This window comes from Pseudomonas sp. GW821-FHT02A11 (assembly GCF_059421985.1).
The window spans coordinates 27,900-45,312 of the sequence record NZ_JBWKWB010000026.1 but is presented as its reverse complement, the minus strand read 5'-3'; the positions used below and the strand labels follow the sequence as shown (position 1 = coordinate 45,312).

Genomic DNA, 17,413 nt, shown 5'->3' with positions numbered 1-17,413 from the left:
ATCGACACACAGGGATATGAATCATGGGTAGAGACGGGCGGGGAGTTCGGGCGATCTCCGATTCGAGCATCGAAATCACGTTCATGTATCGGGGCGTCCGGTGCCGCGAGCGCATCACGCTCAAGCCCACCGCCACTAATCTGAAGAAGGCCGAGCAGCACAAGGCCGCGATCGAGCACGCGATTTCGATCGGGACCTTCGACTACTCGGTCACCTTCCCAGGCTCGGCGAGAGCTGCGAAGTTTGCGCCCGAGGCATCCCAAGAGACGGTTGCCGGGTTCCTTACCAGGTGGTTGGCGTCAAAGCAGAAGCACCTTTCCAGCAGCACCTACGAAGGCTATCGCAAGCTGGTCGAGCATCGGCTTGTGCCGGCGTTGGGCACGCACATGATTGTCGATCTGAAGCGGAAGACGATCAAGGACTGGCTCGACACGTTGGAGATCAGCAACAAGACGCTGAGCAATATCCAAAGCTGCCTGCGCTCAGCCATGACCGAAGCAATCGACGAGGAGTTGATCGAGAACAACCCGATGGCTGGCTGGACCTACAGGCGCAAAGAGGCGCCGACAGACGACGATGATGTCGATCCGTTCAGTCCAGAGGAGCAGCGCGCGATTATCGCAGCCGCAAACGGCCAAGCCGCCAACCTGATCCAGTTCGCACTCTGGACGGGACTGCGGACGAGTGAGCTGGTTGCACTCGACTGGGGTGACGTTGACTGGATTCGCGGTGAGGTGATGATCACCCGGGCGATGACCCAAGCGTCGAAGGGGATCGCAGAGATACCGAAGACTGCGGCCGGGCGTCGCTCCGTGAAGCTGCTCGGGCCAGCCATGGCAGCGCTCAAAGCGCAGAAGGATCACACCTTCCTGGCAGGCAACGAAGTGTTCCAGAACCCTCGGACGCTCGAGCGCTGGGCAGGCGACGGGCCGATCCGGAAGACGATGTGGGCGCATGCAGTGAAAAAGGCCGGGGTTCGGTACCGGCGCCCGTATCAAACCCGGCACACCTATGCCTCGATGATGCTTTCAGCCGGCGAGCATCCGATGTGGGTGGCTAAACAGATGGGGCACAGTGACTGGACCATGATTGCCAGGGTATATGGTCGATGGATGCCTTCAGCGGACGAAGATGCAGGCGGAAAAGCTGAAGTCCTGTGGTCCATTAATAATGTGAATTCCCCTAGCCCCGCTACGATTTTCACGAAGATCTAACAGTAGCCGAACGGCATGGTTTAGGATGCGCAAAGTCAAAATTGGAGGAAGCAAAATGGCGGTTTACGCGGTTTGGAACAATAAGGGCGGAGTTGGGAAAAGCTATCTGACGTTCCAGGTCGCCTCTGAATACGCGCAACAGAACCCTGACAAGCGCGTTCTGGTTGTCGACGTCTGCCCGCAAGCTAACTCTTCATCGATGATTCTGGGCGGAATCGAGGACGGTGAAAATGCGCTCGCAGCGATTCACCAAGGCACACCTCGGCGCACGATTGCCGGGTACATCGAGGATCGTATCCTCAGCCCATACGTTAACCCCAATACCGGGGCAAATTTCGTAACTCAGGCAAGCGCTATCAACCCTAACGTGCCAGACAACCTCTATCTGGTAGTCGGTGATGAGCAGTTGGAAATCCAGGCATCCAGGGTCATGTCTGCGACTTTTCCTGGTCCTCAAGATGCGTGGCGCATTGTTCACACATGGCTAAGCGATTTGATCAACGATATTGCCAATAGCTGGGATCAGGATGAGTACACAGTATTCATTGATTGCAATCCCAGCTTTTCCGTCTACACAGAACTAGCAATGTCGGCAGCGGACCGGTTGTTGATTCCATTTTCTGCGGACGGTTCCAGCAAGCGTGCAGTCAGAGCTGTTCTTTCCTTGGTGTATGGGATCGCCCGACAAGCAGGCCAGCAGCAGTCAGAGTTCTTTATCAACTCTAACCGATATCGAATGACCCTCCCGGAAATATATATGTACATCGGCAACAGATTGACTCAGATGAACCAGTCATCTGCGACTGCCTTCAAAACTGTTGTCAATGAGATTGGCGATGAAATCTATGAAGTATGGAAATCTAATGCCAACTTATTCTGCATTCATCCGAATGGTGCGTTAATCCCCAGCAATAAACGCCTATTCAAGGCAATGTTTCAGTACGAAGTTAACGATGCCAACACTGCTTCGGTGGTGTCGGGAGCTTCAGGGATACCTATCTCTGTGTTGCGCTCTGGACAGGCTAACGTTCTGGGCAAGCTGGTGAAAGTGAATCAAAGCCAACTGGATAAGCAGGTTCCGAACCTAGTGAACCTGGTTGCAGCTATCGAATGACAGCTTTATGACAGCCTTGTGGCTGAAAGCCCCGAGAAATAGGGTTTGGACGCGGGTTCAAATCCCCCCGGCTCCACCAAATATCAAAAAGCCGTCCTTGGACGGCTTTTTTGTGCCTGAGGTTTGGCAGGTGCAGCAAGCTCGCTCCTTTCCAGCAACCTGCCAAGCCCTGTGATACCTGGGTGGCAGAGGTCGACAAGCGCAACAGCATTACTCCTGCGCAAAGTAGTCACTGTCCAGCTGCTTGACCTCGTACACGTGCTTGACGCTAACGCCCAGGTTGTTTTCGACCATCAATCGCGCGAGTTCAACACCATCAATCAGCACCACTTTTATATCCAGCGCGAGCACCGCAGCGCGCGCTCCTTGGGAAAACTCTGACGTAGTAATAAACACCCCCTTCCGGGCACGCTGACGCGTCAGAGCGCCGATGAAGTTATCGATTTGCGGGCGATGCACGGTGTTAGTCCAGCGCTTAGCTTGCAGATAGATGACGTCGAGCCCAAGTTTGTCCTCTTTGATGATCCCATCGATGCCGTCGTCGTTGGTTGCCTGGGTCGCCTTACCTGCCTCTTTGCGCGACCCTCCGTAGCCCATGGCAATCATTAGATCGACCACGAGCTGCTCAAAGAACCGAGGGCTCGACGCCAGTACCTGTGCCAACAGGTCCTCTGCGAGCGACTGCACCAACGCTTGATGCACCTCGGCTAACTGCTCGTCCGGCGTTGTCTCGGTAAGATCAACGCTCGCTGCCAGGGGGAGATCGTTCGATTGCGACTTAGCCGTGTGGAAGTCTGCGAACTCGGGGAACCGCTTCAACCACGTCACAGTGATGCGTTCTGGGCCATTAGCCAACGTGTCCAAACCGCGTTGAGTGATCTGCACCATTCCCTTTGCAGGGATCGTCAGCAGCCCAGCCTTGTTGAGGTAGGTCCTAGCCCAACCCACTCGATTGTTGATCACAGTCTGCTGGCCAGATGGCAGGCGCTCCTTGCGCTCATCCTCAGTGAGTTGAAACTGATCGGCGACCCGTTCACGCAACTCATTAAGCTGCATCGGGACACTGTTTTGCACAGTGCTTAGCACCGGGCGCATCACACTTTGAAAGTCTGGAATTGCCATTGGTTCTCTTTACCCTTACCAGCCAGCTTCAGGCAGCGCCTTCGTTCCGATCATCGGCCGCAGCCGACGTTTTCAACATTTTCAGAATCATGAGCGCGAACGCCCGACTCTTCGTCTCATTATCGAGCACCTCGAGCGAGAGCTTCTCATAATCGGTCATTGCATCCAGAACGGTGTCCAGCACCCGTTTCGGGAAAAGGCCATGCATTACTTGATCGACGGAGTGGTTGTTCACCTGAGCCATCACATCCTCTTGGCGGCTGATGCGCTGAGCGATGCCGGTAAGGAACTGCAATTGGTCGTCGTCACTCACTTCGGCGCCGAAGATATCGTTCAGTGCGTCGATAATTTCCGAGAGTCGCTTTTTCTCCGGATCGTGAGGCTTTCCGCTACCCACATCGCTGCCGGGTTTGAGGCCGTATTCGCCACGCTCTTCATTCAGGCGCAGCTGGTATTCGGCGCGTTTACTCAGGCGATAGTGACTTAGTTGCAGCTCGCCGACATCCACGTCGTCCTGCTGTAGGCGGTCGACGCGTAGCAGCGGGTGCAAGTGCTTGGCGTAGACACAAAGCTGTTCGAGCTCTCGATCTTCATAGGGCACGATCTGCGAAAGAAACTCATACAAACGTACGAAGCTTTGCAAGTTTTTTCGGAACAGGTCGAGTTGATCGATTTGCTCGCCAGCTTCTTTAAGCGCGTGCTCGGCTTTTTTCAGGCCTGCACTGTCGCCGTTGATTTCGGCGGTGCGCTTGAAGTCCAGTGCCTGCTGGTGCGACTCCACCAAGAAGGCATAGCGCTTGGCGAAGCGTTCTTTTGCGGGTGTGCAGTAATAACTGAGCTTGCTGGCGGCCGCTTTGGGGTCGAAGAACGCCATGGCGAACGCCTCGACCTCCTGCCAGTGATAGATGCCCTCGGCATCCAGCTTCTTCTGCAGGTCATAGATGATCTGCGGGTCGGTCACATCGGTCAGCTCGGCCTTGGTGTAGTAAGGCAGGAAGGCGTCGAGAATGTCCTGCGGCTCATTGAAGAAGTCGAGGATGAAGGTTTGCTTGCTGTCACCGAAAGTGCGGTTCAATCGCGACAGTGTCTGCACGCAGTCAACACCCTGCAATTTTTTGTCCACGTACATGGCGCATAACTTGGGCTGATCGAAACCGGTCTGATACTTGTTGGCGGCGATCATCACGTTGAAGTCTTGCGTATCGAAGGCTTCAGCCAAGTCGCGACCGTTTAACCCGGCGTTGAGCAGATTGCTGTTTTCCGTTACTTCCTCTGGGATCACCTCATCCGGCAACACGCTGCCGGAGAACGCCACCAGCGGGTGCACGTCTTTGTAATCCATCTGCTGCACGTAGGCTTTCACTGCCAACTGATATCGCACCGCCTCCTGGCGGCTGCTGGTGACAACCATGGCTTTGGCTTGGCCATTCAGCAGGCCACGAATGTTGGCGCGGAAATGCTCGACGATCACCTCAACCTTTTGACTGATGTTGTACGGATGCAGGCGCACCCAACGCGCCAGCTTGATGCGCGCCTTCTTGCTGTCCACCTCGTCGTCTTCGCCATCCGGGTGGGCGATCTTCCAAGCGGTGCTGTAGGTGGTGTAGTTGCGCAGCACGTCGAGGATAAAACCCTCCTCGATGGCCTGGCGCATGGAGTACAGGTGAAACGCCTCGGGCTTATTGCTGGAACTGGCCGGCAGCGCCGGGTCGGCCGGGCGCCCGAACAGCTCTAGAGTTTTGGCCTTTGGCGTAGCGGTAAACGCGTAGTAGCTGATGCACTCATTCGGTTGGCGCGCTTGTACGGCAGCATCCAGAAGGTCTTCAGCGCTGACTTCCTCGGCGTCCAGCGCATCGCTGCCCAGAATCTGCTTCAGTTTGCTGGCCGACGATCCCGTTTGTGACGAGTGCGCCTCGTCAGCGATGACCGCATAACGTCCGCTGGCCAGCTTGGGGTATTTATCCAGCGCATCGAACAGCGCAGGGAAGGTCTGAATGGTGACGATGATGATGCGCGTCTGCTCGGCCAGCGCCTCGGCCAGTTGTTCGGATTTACTCTGATTGCCGACATCACGGCTGATCGGTTTGACGACACCTTGAGCGTGTTCGAATTGATAAATCGTGTTCTGCAACTGGCTGTCGAGCACAGTGCGGTCGGTGACGACGATTACCGAGTTGAACAGCCGCTGTCCTCCTGCGTTGTACATCGAGGCGAGTTGATGCGCAGTCCAGGCGATGGAGTTCGACTTACCGGAGCCCGCGCTGTGCTGGATCAGATAGCGTTTGCCCGGTCCTTCGGCATGGGTGGTTTCGATGAGTTTGTTGACCACTTCCCATTGGTGGTAACGCGGGAAGATCATCGTTTCCTTGGTCACCAGCGTACCGTCAAAGCCCTCGTTGGTTTTTTTGTCCAGGTGCAGAAAACGCCCCAGCACTTTAAGCCAGGCGTCTGGCTGCAACAGTCGCTGCCACAAATAGCTGGTCGCGTATTGGCTGTCGTCGGCAGGCATTGGGTTACCTGCGCCGCCTTCATCGCTACCGAGGTTGAATGGCAGAAAAAAGGTGTCTTTACCCGCCAACTTGGTAGTCATCGCCACTTCGTTCTGGCCCACGGCAAAGTGCACCAGCGCGCCGCGTTTGAAGGTCAGCAGCGGCTCGGGTTTACGTGTCAGCGGATCTTTAACCGGACGGTCGTCACGATACTGGCGCTTGGCGTTCTCCACTGACTGCTTGAACTCGCTTTTCAGTTCGAGCGTGGCAGTGGGGATGCCATTGACGAACAGCACCAAGTCCAGCCGAGGGTTGTAGCTTAGGCCACCATTGCCTGCATCACGTGCGTGCGGCGAGTAAGAAACCTCCGGCACCACGCGCAGGCGGTTGCACTGGTAGCGCTTAAAGGTGTCCGGGTTCATGTCGTGATCGGGCTGGAAACTGCACAGCTCGACTTTCACCGCCGGGAGCTTGAAGCCATGACGAAGGACATCCAAAGTGCCGCTCTGCTCCAGTTCGCGCACCAGCTTTTGCACCAGCACGTCGTCCGGGTTGTTCGGATTGGCCTTGGCGAACTTGTCCCAACGCTCCGGCCAGGCATCCGTGAAATAGCCCAGGACATCTTCGGTATACAGCGCCGTGCGGGCGTCGTAACCGCTGGCCGTGCCGACTAACCAGCCTTGGGCGGCCAGGGCGTCGATGATGTCCTGCTGGAATTGCGCTTCCTTGCTGTCCGCCATTACACGGCCTCTTGTTCTAATTCGTAAGTTGGCGCGCTGACCGGTGGTTGCCAGCTGCGTACGTCGATCTTGCCGGTGACGGCGGCGGAGATTAGGGCGGAACGGCGCTCAAAAAGCAGTACAGCGCTAGCTTCCGACTGAGCTATTAGAGCTTCATACTGAGCTTTTAACTCGCCAACCAATTTATCAATTTCGTCTCGCTCAATTTTCGGCGGGATTACAAGAGGGATGTTATAAACCTGTTCCACTCGAAGATGAACTACCGTGCTACCTGATGCCTCGCTTTCAATATATTTAGTAAGGCAATCAGAGGTAAGGAAGTCAAAAACAAATGGCGTCAGCTGTGAATCAATCGGGATAATGTTCATCATCCGCTGCCCCATACAAAGAGCTGTATCAGCAGGCACGATATAAACCTCTCCTGACGGGGCCTCTCGAGTAAAGAAAATGGACCCTGGCGGAGGTATACCTCTTTCTGTCCAAATTTTAAAATTATCGAGATCTGTATAAAGAGCATTATCTAGGCTTAGCTGCTGCTTTTTTATATTTGAGGTTCGAACTACTAAATATTCTCCGTCATCAACATATTCTGGAGTTCGGTTTTTACAGTCCACGATGTGAGAAATATTTTTTAGCCGCACCACTTCCCAATGTGCCGGCACCTCGCCCAACCACTCCACGCCGGAGTCTTTCATCGGCACCGTGGGGTCGAGGCCTTTGGTGACGGCTTGGGAAATCACGGCCTGGCGCTTTTCCTTGAGCAGTTCGATCAGGCGCTGCTGCTCTTCGATCAGAGCGTCGATACGGGCGGTTTCGTGGTCGAGGAAGCGGGCAATTTAGGTTTGTTCAATTGCAGTTGGGAAAGCGCCCTGAAACTTCAAAATATCAGTTGGATTAACCCGTTGATGGCTACGAGTAGCTGATTCAACCAATGATTCGAGTCGCTTTCTGAAGTTTTCAGACCTGACAAGATAATAAAGCCACTTATGGTTAAGAATGTCTGACTGTAAGGGAACAAATTCGCCTGAGCAGACAGTAAGGGCATCATGCGGTCGAGCCAAGCAAACCGTGTTTTTTCTCGGATTAAGCTTAGATATCAGAATTTGCCGGCGCTCAACCAAAAGCTTTGAGCTATCGATCTCGCTTCCATCTTCAAGCTGCCCATCGCCGGATGACTGAACAACGGGTATTGAATAGTGAAAGACCTCTTTATCGTTCAAGCTTTCAGCTCTTACAACCTTTGATGTTGAGCTGATATATGCATCGCCACGTGAGATTGTCCAATGCTCAGGAACCTCGCCCAGCCATTCTACGCCTGAGTCCTTGTATTTCGGATAAAAGCGAAACGTCATGCCGACAGGCCCTCAATCATCTGCTTGATGCGGTCTGTACAGGCTTTTAGGTCGCGGTCGATCTCAGCCAGCGGGCGCGGCGGCTTGAACACATAGAAGTGGCGATTAAAGGGAATCTCGAAACCGACAATGCCAACCTCGCCGTCCAGCGTATCGGTCTTGCTCTCGTCGATCCAGGAATTCGGCACATGGGGGATGACTTCGCGCTGGAAGTAGTCGTAAACCGATTCGCCCAGCGGCACGTTCTCGTTGTCGCGCAGGCCAGCATCCGCTTCTGGCTGGCCTTTGGTCCTGCAGATATCCGCCTCGGGGTCTCGCTCGCTTAGGGCGCTCATCAGAGCTTTGAGTTCCGGCGTGCTAAGGCTGACGCTGTGCGCGCTGAGGGCTTTTTTCAGCAGCTTGCTGAACTGCTCGCGGTTGCGGTGCAACTGGCTTGCGTCCATCGCTTGCAGGGCGGCCAATAGCTGCTGCTGAGCGGCGCTGTCGTGTTTCTGCAGGGCTTTTTCTTCCAGCACTTTGGCGATGCGCTCGGCGCTCGTTTGGAAGTTCAGGCGCAGCGGGCGTTCGACGGTGATGCGGCGGTAGCCGAAGGCGTCGATGGGGAAGATCTTGCTCTGTGCGGTTTGCTCAAAGCTGCCATACAGGCGCACCAGCTCGCTGATTTGATCCTCGGTGATGTACTGGCGCTTGCTGCCCAGCGACTTGCGCATTTTGGCGAAGTGCTGGCTGCCGTCGATCAACTGCACCTTGCCCTGGCGGGCGGCAGCTTTGTGGTTGGAGAGAATCCACACATAGGTGGCGATGCCGGTGTTGTAGAACATGTCGGTGGGCAACGCGATGATGGCTTCGACCAGGTCGTTCTGCAGCAGGTAGCGGCGAATCTCCGACTCGCCCGAACCCGCGCCGCCGGTAAACAGCGGCGAGCCGTTGAGGATAATGCCGATGCGCGAGCCACCGTCGCGTGGATCACGCATCTTGCTGACCAAGTGCAGGAGGAACAACAGCGAACCGTCAGATACCCGTGGCAGGCCTGGGCCGAAGCGGCCGTCGAAGCCCTTCACCGTGTGCTCGTCGGTAATCTGCTTCTGTACTTTCTTCCATTCCACGCCAAACGGCGGGTTGCTGAGCATAAAGTCGAAGCGTTTGTCGGCCAGTTGGTCGTTGGACAGGGTGTTACCGAGCTTGATGCTGGCCACGTCCTGGCCCTTGATCAGCATGTCCGCCTTGCAGATGGCGTAGGACTCGGGATTGAGCTCCTGACCGTGCAGCGACACGCTGACCTTGTCGCTGATGGATTGGATGTACTCATCGCCTTCGGACAGAAATCCACCCGTACCCGCAGTCGGGTCATAAATGGTGACGATGCTGTTTTCGGCGAGCTTGTGGTCCTGATCGGTAATCACCAGCGAGGTGGTGAGGTGCACTATATCGCGGGGAGTGAAGTGCTCCCCTGCAGTTTCGTTGGAGCTTTCTGCAAACTTGCGGATGAGCTCTTCGAAGATGATGCCCATGCCGAAGTTGCTGATGCGTTCGGGGCTCAGGTCAGTGGCAGCAAAGCGTTGCACCACCAGATAGAGCAGGTTTGCGTTCTCCAGCTGCTGAACGAAATCCTCAAAATGGAAATGCTCGAAAATCTCGCGCGCGTCTTTGCTGAAGGCCTGCACGTAGCTCATCAGGTCGGAAGCGGTCTGAGTGTCGGACAGCGTACCGAGCGTAAGCGGCGAGGCATTGAAGAACTGTTGGCCAGCAGCGCGCAGCAGAATCATTTCGCGCACGGTGTCAGGGCGGCCTTCCTGGGCGAAAGTCTGCTTGATCACTTCGTCCTTGGTCGGCGCCAGCACGCACTCCATCCGCCGCAGCAAGGTGAGAGGCAGAATGATGCGGCCGTATTGGGACTGCTTGAAATCACCACGCAGCAGGTCGGCAATCGACCAGAGAAATGCGGCCGTCTGGGAATGATTTTCCGTGTTCACGCAATAACTCCTTGGAGTGCGGGCAAAACGGTAAGTCTAACACCCCTAGGCGCTGATCCCGAGCATTAGCTCAGGCCTCAATCTGTCGCAACACCAAGACCATTCCCTATCCCCCAGTCAGCCAGTCAGCCAGTCAGCCAGATGCTGTGGAAAACAATTCATCGCTTGAGCATTTGATATACGTACCAAACCTTGTACCATCCTCACCACCCAAAGGTAGCCATTAGGCTTTCGTTCGCGCCACAAGGCGCAATCTGTCTCGCGCTTAGCCGAGAAGGACCTGATCCATGCACGTACTCACATTCAGCCAGGCCCGCGCCGGCCTTAAACAGGCGATGGATGATGTTTGCCGCGACCATGAGCCTGCTGTCATCACCCGCCAGCGCGGTGAGCCGGTGGTCATGCTTTCGCTGGATGACTACAACGCCATGAACGAGACCATGCATCTGTTGGGCTCGGCGGCAAACGCCACGCGCTTGCGTGCATCCATCGCTCAGCACAAGGCAGGGAAAGTGGTCGCCAGGGAGATTTCGCTCGGTGTCGAAGAACCAAAAACAACAAAACAAGACTGAGGCGCGTCAGGCGTCGATACAGTTCACAGGTATCGGTTGGGAAGACTACACGCACTGGCAGCAATGCGATCCGAAGACCCTGGCCAGCATCACCAAGCTGATTAATGAAATCCTGAGAAATCCTTTCAAAGGCATCGGCAAGCCGGAACCCCTCAAAGGCGACCTGACCGGCTACTGGTCTCGCCGCATCGACAAGGCACATCGCCTCGTCTATTTCTACGAAGCCGATACGCTGACGATCATCAGTTGCCGATTCCACTACGGCTAAAGTGCTCGGCTCCACCAAACATTAAAAAAGCCGTCCTTGGACGGCTTTTTTTGTGCCCGGATAAAACCCTCAAACCGGCACTGGCGCATTCCCCGCAATCAACCCCGCCTCACGCAGTTCCTTCCAGAACCCCGCAGGAATCAAAGCCTGCAACGCGGCCACATCTTCAGCAATCCGCTCAGGACGGCTTGCGCCTGGAATCACTGCCGCCACCGCCGGATTGGCCAACGCAAACTGCAACGCAGCCGCTTTGATGTCCACGCCGTGCTGTTGGGCGATGCGTTTGATGTGTTGGACCTTGGCGATGATGTCTGGGCTGGCTTTTTGGTATTCGAAGTGGGCGCCGCCGGCGAGGATGCCGGAGCTGTAGGGGCCGCCGACGACGATGTCGGTGTTGTTCGCGTGGGCTTCGGCCATGAGGCGTTGCAGGGCGCGTTCGTGGTCGAGCAGGGAGTAGCGGCCGGCGAGGAGGAAGCCGTCGGGCTGGGCGTCGGCAAGTTGCAGGGTCAGTTCGATGGGCTCGACGCGGTTGACGCCCAGGCCCCAGGCTTTGATCACGCCTTCGTCGCGCAGGCGGGTCAGGGCCTTGAAGGCGCCGGTGCGCGCTTGTTCGAAGTAGTGCAGCCATTGATCGCCGTAGAAGTCCTGGGCGATGTCGTGAATCCAGACGATGTCCAGGCGGTCGGTTTTCAGGCGCTTGAGGCTGTCTTCGATGGAGCGCAGGGTGGCGTCGGCGGTGTAGTCGTTGACGATTTTGTTGCGCAGGCCGTGCTCGAACACGCCGCTCTTTTCGCCCAGGTCGCGGGCGCTGTTGTCGAGTTCGTCGAGGATGACGCGGCCGACTTTGCTACTGAGTACGTATTCGTCGCGGTTGTATTTTTGCAGGGCGTTACCAAGGCGAATTTCCGACAGGCCAGCGCCATAGAACGGCGCGGTGTCGAAGTAGCGAACGCCTGCGGCCCAGGCCGCGTCGACGGTTGCGTCGGCTTCGTCCTCAGGGATGTTGCGAAACATGTTGCCCAGTGGGGCAGTGCCAAAACCCAGTTGGCCGGGGAGTTTGTCTTTGAGGCTCATGATGATCTCCGAATCGTTGTGGGTCGCTCTTGCGACCGTTGAGCCGATCCTAGATTGCCCATGCGAGACCGTCCAAGACACAATAGGCAACACTTAAGACCCTGAGAGCATCGCCATGTTGGACCTGCGCCAGCTTCGCTATTTTGTTGTCGTCGCCGAAGAGGAACACGTCGGTCGCGCCGCTGAACGTCTGCACATCTCGCAATCGCCCCTGAGCAGGCAGATCGCTCAGCTCGAAGAGCGCCTGGGGCTGATCCTGTTCGAGCGCAGTCAGCAGCGCATTCGCCTGACCACCGATGGCCGCACGTTCCTGACCGAAGCGCGCGCCTTGCTGACCCACGCCAATCGCCTGGAATCCTTGGGCAAGCGCCTGGGCCGGGGCGAGGAAGGCGGGTTGTGCATCGGCTATATCGAGAACGCCATGCACGCCAACGTGCTGCCCAAGGCGTTGAGTGAGGTGCGCGACATTCGGCCCGGCGTGCACGTCGCGCTGTACAACTTGAGTTCGGCGGATCAGCTCGAAGGCCTGCGTCAGCGCAGCCTGGACGTGGCGCTGGTGAGCGAGCCGCCCGCCGATGACGACCCGGACCTGACCCACCGTCAGCTGCTGGAAGACCCGATGCTGCTGGCGCTGCCCGTGAATCATGCGCTGGCGAATGTCGAGCGCCTTACGCCTGCTGATCTTGAGGATCTGGACTGGATCGGGGTGAAGTCCAGTCAGGGCCAGAGCCATCACGACGACTTTGTTGCGGCCTGTATCCGTGCAGGATTTACCCCGCAGATTCGTCTGGAAGCCGCCGAGCCCTACACCGCCCTGGGACTTGTCGCTGCCGGATTGGGCATTGCGATGACGCAAAAAAGCCTCAATCAGTCGGCGCATCCGGGGGTCGTGTTTAGGGAATTGCCCTGGCTGACCTTTACCATGCCGCTCTGGGCGGCGTGGCATCGGGTGACGTTGAGGCCTCTGGTTGGCGCCTTTCGCATGATCCTGACCGGCGCGGAGCCTGATGCCTCTCTCGGCGCCACGGCTGACCAGCCGACGCGCGAACCGGTTACCAACTGACCCTGACACCCAGCGATCCACTGACGCTTTCCAGCGCTTCGCTGTCCAGGTTGGTGTCGTAATCTGCCGACAGGTACAGGCTGACGTCGGACGACAGCTTGGCAACGAGGCCCATGCCGATGTCGGCCGACGAGGACCGGTGTTCACTCTTGATCCGGTCGACGCCGTTGTAAGTCACTGTGTCCTTGCCGCCGAACGTGTGCCAGAGATTGGCACGCAGGTACGGTTCGACGGGAATCGCGTTCAACTGGTAGCGCCCTTTGAGCCGAACACCGGTGCGCGCGGTCCAGTCATCCTGGGCATCGAAAGACACATCCGAAATGCCGTCGTGCTGCTTATCAAGGTCAACGCGCTGATGGATCACCTGAACCTGCGGCTCGACCACCCAATGCTCGGACACCGGCAGCGGGTACCCGCCCTCCAGTGACAGGCTTACGGCGCGGCCCTCGGTATCGAGTTTCACGCCGCGGTCCGACCGGTTGCTGCCGCTCAGTCGGGTGCCCATCGCGACCGCGTCAATGTAGGCGCCCTGGGGGCCAACGCGGGTCCAGTAGGCGCCGAAATGATCGCCCTCAAGCTTGAGATGACCGGCTTTGCGGTGCTCGAAACCTTCGGTGAAACCGTCGACATCGCCGCGCAGGCGACTTTGCCCGACAAACAGCCCCACTCTCTGCGAGGCTCCGGCATCGGACGATACGGCGTAGAGGTCATGCCCGATCTGATAGCCCTGACTCGACCCCTCAAAGCGCGGCGATACAGTGCCCGCCCAGCTCTTTCTCAGGTCGCTGCCATACAGGCGCGCCCACCCCGCAGGCGCTGCACCGTTGCCGGTCAGCAGGCTTTGCTCGCCCTGCCGATCGTGAAAGGTGCCGAGCGCAGCCCGCGTCAGCATCTGCACAGCAGGAACGATGACCGAGTAGACCGGGACCTCAAGACGATACAAGGGAATGGGATCCGCCCCCGCCAAGGCCTGTGGCAACGCGGGGGTGGTGGCGGCGGGTACCGGCGAGTTGGCGGCCAGCGCCGCAGTTTGCGGGATCTCGGGGGCAGAGGGCGCGACCGGCGTTGCTGTCGGCGGCTCCACAGACGGCTCATCGGCGCTGACGGTTGGCGCCGGCGCAGCAATCGGCGCGACAGGGGCCGGAATCACAGGCTCAGGTTCCGCTGGCGGCACGGCCAGCGCGCTGACTGCGACGACAGAAGATCGCAGATACCAGTTGTTCTCGGTCCCCGCCGTAACCCCGCCCTTGAACAGGTAATACTGATACGCCCCCGCCGAAACCGAGCCTTTGAGGGCGAACGCATCGTTGCTGCTGGTGGCGCCATTGACGGCCTGAACCACTTCGATGCCGCTGGCCCGGGTCAGGCCGCCAAGCCCGCCAAGATTGGTGACGCCCAATTGAGTGTTGCCACTGATCGTGCCTTGCGAAACGATCAGCCGGTCGCTGACCGAATCGTCTTCACCCAGCGCGGTCTGGACCCGCAATTGCCCATTGTTGCCCACGTAGTTGCCGAAGACGCTCAGGGTATCGCCCGCCACGGCGCTGCCTGTGGTCATGTCGATAACGCCTGAGTTATTGAGCGTCGCCAACTGGCCCGCCGTGTATGGCCGGATTGCACCGCGCGTTGCAATCAAGGCACTGCTGTCGTCGATAGTGAAGGTACCGGTTGCGGTGGTTTCGTCGCCAAGAAAGAAGTCACCTGCCAAATCAAAACGCGATTGACGGGTGAGGCTCACGATCTCCCAGCCGACATAGCGCGCGGGGGTGGCAGAAGCGGTATCGATGAAGGTCAAGGCGTCAGTGCCCAGCCCGCCATCGATGCTTGGTGTAGGACTGAGCTGGCCTTCATTGAGGTGGCTGATGCTCGCGACGTCGTTGCCGTCGCCCATCAGCACGGCAGATTGGATCTGCCCGCCTGAGCTCCAGCTGAACGTGTCATTGCCGAAGCTGGCGCGAATCTGCCCACTGACGACACCGCCGCTGACGCTGATGCTGTCATCGCCCCCGCTGACGCTGATGTTGCCGCCGACACTGCCGCCGAAGATGCGAACGGTGTCCTGGCCGAAGCCAGTCACCAGATTGCCGATGATCCGCCCACCCGAGAGGTCATAGACATTGTTGTCGAGCTTCATGTCCACACGGCCAATAGTGCCGCCGCTTTGGCTGGCGACGTCGCCATCTTCGAAGGCGCCGATGATGGTACCGCCAGTCATGGTAAACAGGTCGCGCCTGTCACCCTGCGACAGCGACAGGATGGTGCCGCCCGACATGAAAAAACGGTCCACACCGCTGCCCTGCAGCACAGCACCCGTGACAGTCCCGTCGCCGATACGGATGACGTTGCTGCCATCCCCGAGATCGACGGCGCCCTGGATCGTGCCGGAATCCATCAGCAACTGATTGGCGCCGGGGCCAAACAGCACATTGCCGGTGACCACCCCAGAACCACCGGATGGAAAGGTCAGGGTGTTGTTTCCCAGCAGATCGGTCAGGCCGGAACTGCTTCCACTGTCGCAGACATAGCTGTCATTGCCTGCGCCCGGTGTGAGGGTGCAGGCTGCCTTAATCTCCGTGACTGGCAATAACGACATAAATACGCAAGACATACAGAGAATATTGCTGACGCTAGCCCCTTTGGGCTGCTTCATCAGAAATACTCCTGCGGGCATGACCCGAGGTGTTTACTTCCCTTTAAAAACCGGTAGCAGTTCCATTCCTGTCACCGAGTTTGGAATCCTTGTCTTTTTTCAGATAAGTGCAGACTTGCAGCGACGTCAAGTTTTCCTGTCGGACAGCCAGTCAAGGCGGTCGATATCATCAGCAGCGCGCGTAAGAGCCAATTTGACGCACGGCGCGCCCGTTGTGACAACGTTAACAAGGGCGTAGACTTCGCCTCATCTGGTCGTACCCTCCCATACTCATAATAGTTTGCTGACTGCATGCACCGCACAGGCCTTGAGCCTCGCGCGGTCTTTTTGCTTGTCGGCGTTTCGTATGTGGGCTCGGCGGCCGCTGAATTTGATTTCACCTTGAGGCTGACACGTCTTTTAATGAACACCACCGATGCTCGCACTGGAAGTTGGCTCAGCGTTATCGCGCTGGCCCTGGCGGCTTTTATCTTCAACACCACGGAGTTCGTGCCGGTGGGTCTGCTGAGCGCCATCGGCCACAGCTTTGACATGACGACTGCGCAAGTCGGCCTGATGCTGACGGTCTACGCGTGGATCGTGTCGCTGACGTCTCTGCCGATGATGCTGATGACCCGCAACATCGAGCGACGCAAATTGCTGGCCTTCGTGTTCGTGCTGTTCATCGCCAGCCACGTGATGTCGAGCATGGCGTCGAGCTTCGGCATGTTGCTGGTCAGCCGCGTCGGCATCGCCCTGGCCCATGCGGTGTTCTGGTCGATCACCGCTTCCCTGGCGGTGCGCGTGGCGCCCGCCGGCAAGCAGGTTCAGGCACTGGGGCTGCTGGCCACCGGCACCTCGCTGGCCATGGTGTTGGGCATTCCGTTGGGGCGTGTGTTGGGGGAAGCGCTGGGCTGGCGCATGACGTTCCTGGCCATCGCCGGTACTGCGGGCCTGACCGTGCTGGTGCTGATGAAGTCGCTGCCGCTGCTGCCGAGCCAGAACTCCGGCTCCCTGCGCAGCCTGCCGATTCTGTTCAAGCGCCCTGCGCTGGTGTCGCTGTACGTGCTGACGGCGCTGGTGGTCACGGCGCAGTTCACGGCCTACAGCTACATCGAGCCTTTCGCACAGGTTGTGGGGAAAATGAGCGGCGACATGATCACCGTCGTCCTCTTGCTGTTCGGCGGCGCCGGTATTCTTGGCTCCATCGTGTTCAGCCGTTACAACAACCGCTACCCGCGTGGCCTGTTGATCGCTGCGGTCGGCGCGCTGGCGCTGTGCCTGGTGTTGCTGCTGCCGCTGTCGGGCAAGGCGTCGTGGATCGCGACGCTGAGCATTGTCTGGGGCATGGCGATCATGTGCTTCGGCCTGGTCATGCAGGCCAAGGTGCTGGCGATGGCGCCGGATGCCACGGACGTGGCCATGTCATTGCACTCGGGCATCTACAACATCGGCATCGGCGGCGGCGCGCTCTTGGGCAGCCTGGTGATCAGCCAGCTGGGCATCGCCAATATCGGTCTGGTCGGCGGTCTTGTGGCCCTCAGCGGCCTGGCGCTGGCGTGCGTAGCGACATTGCGGTATGGCGAATCCATTCGCGCCTGAGTAGCCGTTAAGCGCCGGGTATCTGCAGACAGGTCAACGCGGTGTGTCAGACATAACGCATCGCGGCCGTCGTAAGCTTCGACTTCTCCTACAGGGTTGGCGCCAAACCGAGTTCCTTTGCAAACCATCATTCCCATCGATAACCAACATTCCCGCGATTGCCTTCCGCCCAAAATTCAGGGGCGTACTATCACCTCACAC

At 57.9% G+C, this 17,413-nt stretch carries 12 protein-coding genes and 2 pseudogenes; 6 read left to right on the top strand and 8 right to left on the bottom strand.

Going from position 1 to position 17,413, the window contains the following annotated elements; translation table 11 throughout:
- Positions 1–23 precede the first annotated feature (23 nt).
- Together AC07V9_RS25135 and AC07V9_RS25130 are read left to right on the top strand one after the other, a co-directional pair.
- Positions 24–1,214: an Arm DNA-binding domain-containing protein gene (locus AC07V9_RS25135; protein ID WP_495018334.1), complete on the top strand. Its 1,191-nt coding sequence runs from the start codon at positions 24–26 to the stop codon at positions 1,212–1,214.
- A 55-nt stretch (positions 1,215–1,269) separates the two neighbouring features.
- On the top strand, positions 1,270–2,328 hold the full coding sequence (locus AC07V9_RS25130) for a ParA family protein (RefSeq protein ID WP_495018333.1): 1,059 nt from the start codon (positions 1,270–1,272) through the stop codon (positions 2,326–2,328).
- 210 nt (positions 2,329–2,538) lie between these two features.
- On the opposite strand, the gene AC07V9_RS25125 is transcribed toward AC07V9_RS25130, so the two are convergent.
- From AC07V9_RS25125 to AC07V9_RS25100, 6 genes and pseudogenes are all read right to left on the bottom strand, one after another.
- On the bottom strand, positions 2,539–3,450 hold the full coding sequence (locus tag AC07V9_RS25125) for a restriction endonuclease (RefSeq protein WP_495018332.1): 912 nt from the start codon (positions 3,448–3,450) through the stop codon (positions 2,539–2,541).
- 28 nt (positions 3,451–3,478) lie between these two features.
- Positions 3,479–6,679, bottom strand: a complete 3,201-nt coding sequence (locus AC07V9_RS25120) for a type I restriction endonuclease subunit R (RefSeq protein WP_495018331.1) — start codon at positions 6,677–6,679, stop codon at positions 3,479–3,481.
- A pseudogene (locus AC07V9_RS25115) lies at positions 6,679–6,807 on the bottom strand (restriction endonuclease subunit S); the annotation flags it as partial. The pseudogene AC07V9_RS25115 and the gene AC07V9_RS25120, both read right to left, overlap by 1 nt.
- A 126-nt stretch (positions 6,808–6,933) precedes the next feature.
- Positions 6,934–7,539: pseudogene (locus tag AC07V9_RS25110) on the bottom strand (restriction endonuclease subunit S); the annotation flags it as partial.
- Entirely contained in the window at positions 7,516–8,031 is a 516-nt protein-coding gene (locus AC07V9_RS25105) for a restriction endonuclease subunit S domain-containing protein (RefSeq protein WP_495018386.1), read from the bottom strand. The gene AC07V9_RS25105 and the pseudogene AC07V9_RS25110, both read right to left, overlap by 24 nt.
- A complete protein-coding gene (locus AC07V9_RS25100; protein ID WP_495018330.1) occupies positions 8,028–10,004 on the bottom strand; it encodes a type I restriction-modification system subunit M in 1,977 nt (658 codons plus the stop codon). The genes AC07V9_RS25105 and AC07V9_RS25100 overlap by 4 nt, the downstream gene beginning before the upstream one ends.
- A gap of 287 nt (positions 10,005–10,291) precedes the next feature.
- Here AC07V9_RS25100 and AC07V9_RS25095 point away from each other — a divergent pair, with 287 nt between their 5' ends.
- Both AC07V9_RS25095 and AC07V9_RS25090 read left to right on the top strand, forming a co-directional pair.
- Entirely contained in the window at positions 10,292–10,576 is a 285-nt protein-coding gene (locus AC07V9_RS25095) for a type II toxin-antitoxin system Phd/YefM family antitoxin (RefSeq protein ID WP_495018329.1), read from the top strand.
- Entirely contained in the window at positions 10,542–10,844 is a 303-nt protein-coding gene (locus tag AC07V9_RS25090; RefSeq protein WP_495018328.1) for a Txe/YoeB family addiction module toxin, read from the top strand. Before AC07V9_RS25095 ends, AC07V9_RS25090 begins: the two co-directional genes overlap by 35 nt.
- Positions 10,845–10,913: 69 nt before the next feature.
- On the opposite strand, the gene AC07V9_RS25085 is transcribed toward AC07V9_RS25090, so the two are convergent.
- Complete coding sequence (locus AC07V9_RS25085) at positions 10,914–11,918, bottom strand: aldo/keto reductase (protein ID WP_495018327.1); 1,005 nt, start codon at positions 11,916–11,918, stop codon at positions 10,914–10,916.
- A gap of 115 nt (positions 11,919–12,033) precedes the next feature.
- Between AC07V9_RS25085 and AC07V9_RS25080 the strand changes: the two genes are divergently transcribed.
- Complete coding sequence (locus AC07V9_RS25080) at positions 12,034–12,981, top strand: LysR substrate-binding domain-containing protein (RefSeq protein ID WP_495018326.1); 948 nt, start codon at positions 12,034–12,036, stop codon at positions 12,979–12,981.
- Here AC07V9_RS25080 and AC07V9_RS25075 read toward each other — a convergent pair.
- Positions 12,971–15,631, bottom strand: coding sequence for an autotransporter family protein (locus tag AC07V9_RS25075; protein ID WP_495018325.1), 2,661 nt, complete (start codon positions 15,629–15,631; stop codon positions 12,971–12,973). The genes AC07V9_RS25080 and AC07V9_RS25075 overlap by 11 nt on opposite strands.
- A gap of 402 nt (positions 15,632–16,033) precedes the next feature.
- Here AC07V9_RS25075 and AC07V9_RS25070 point away from each other — a divergent pair, with 402 nt between their 5' ends.
- On the top strand, positions 16,034–17,212 hold the full coding sequence (locus AC07V9_RS25070; protein ID WP_495018324.1) for a sugar transporter: 1,179 nt from the start codon (positions 16,034–16,036) through the stop codon (positions 17,210–17,212).
- The last annotated feature ends 201 nt before the right edge of the window (positions 17,213–17,413 follow it).

Excerpts from the sequence above, each read along its gene's own strand:
- AC07V9_RS25135 (WP_495018334.1), top strand. The coding sequence starts at position 24 with ATGGGTAGAGACGGGCGGGGAGTTCGGGCGATCTCCGATTCGAGCATC.
- AC07V9_RS25130 (WP_495018333.1), top strand. The coding sequence starts at position 1,270 with ATGGCGGTTTACGCGGTTTGGAACAATAAGGGCGGAGTTGGGAAAAGC.
- AC07V9_RS25085 (WP_495018327.1), bottom strand. The coding sequence starts at position 11,918 with ATGAGCCTCAAAGACAAACTCCCCGGCCAACTGGGTTTTGGCACTGCC.
- AC07V9_RS25105 (WP_495018386.1), bottom strand. The coding sequence starts at position 8,031 with ATGACGTTTCGCTTTTATCCGAAATACAAGGACTCAGGCGTAGAATGG.
- AC07V9_RS25095 (WP_495018329.1), top strand. The coding sequence starts at position 10,292 with ATGCACGTACTCACATTCAGCCAGGCCCGCGCCGGCCTTAAACAGGCG.
- AC07V9_RS25125 (WP_495018332.1), bottom strand. The coding sequence starts at position 3,450 with ATGGCAATTCCAGACTTTCAAAGTGTGATGCGCCCGGTGCTAAGCACT.
- AC07V9_RS25080 (WP_495018326.1), top strand. The coding sequence starts at position 12,034 with ATGTTGGACCTGCGCCAGCTTCGCTATTTTGTTGTCGTCGCCGAAGAG.
- AC07V9_RS25070 (WP_495018324.1), top strand. The coding sequence starts at position 16,034 with ATGAACACCACCGATGCTCGCACTGGAAGTTGGCTCAGCGTTATCGCG.
- AC07V9_RS25120 (WP_495018331.1), bottom strand. The coding sequence starts at position 6,679 with ATGGCGGACAGCAAGGAAGCGCAATTCCAGCAGGACATCATCGACGCC.
- AC07V9_RS25075 (WP_495018325.1), bottom strand. The coding sequence starts at position 15,631 with ATGAAGCAGCCCAAAGGGGCTAGCGTCAGCAATATTCTCTGTATGTCT.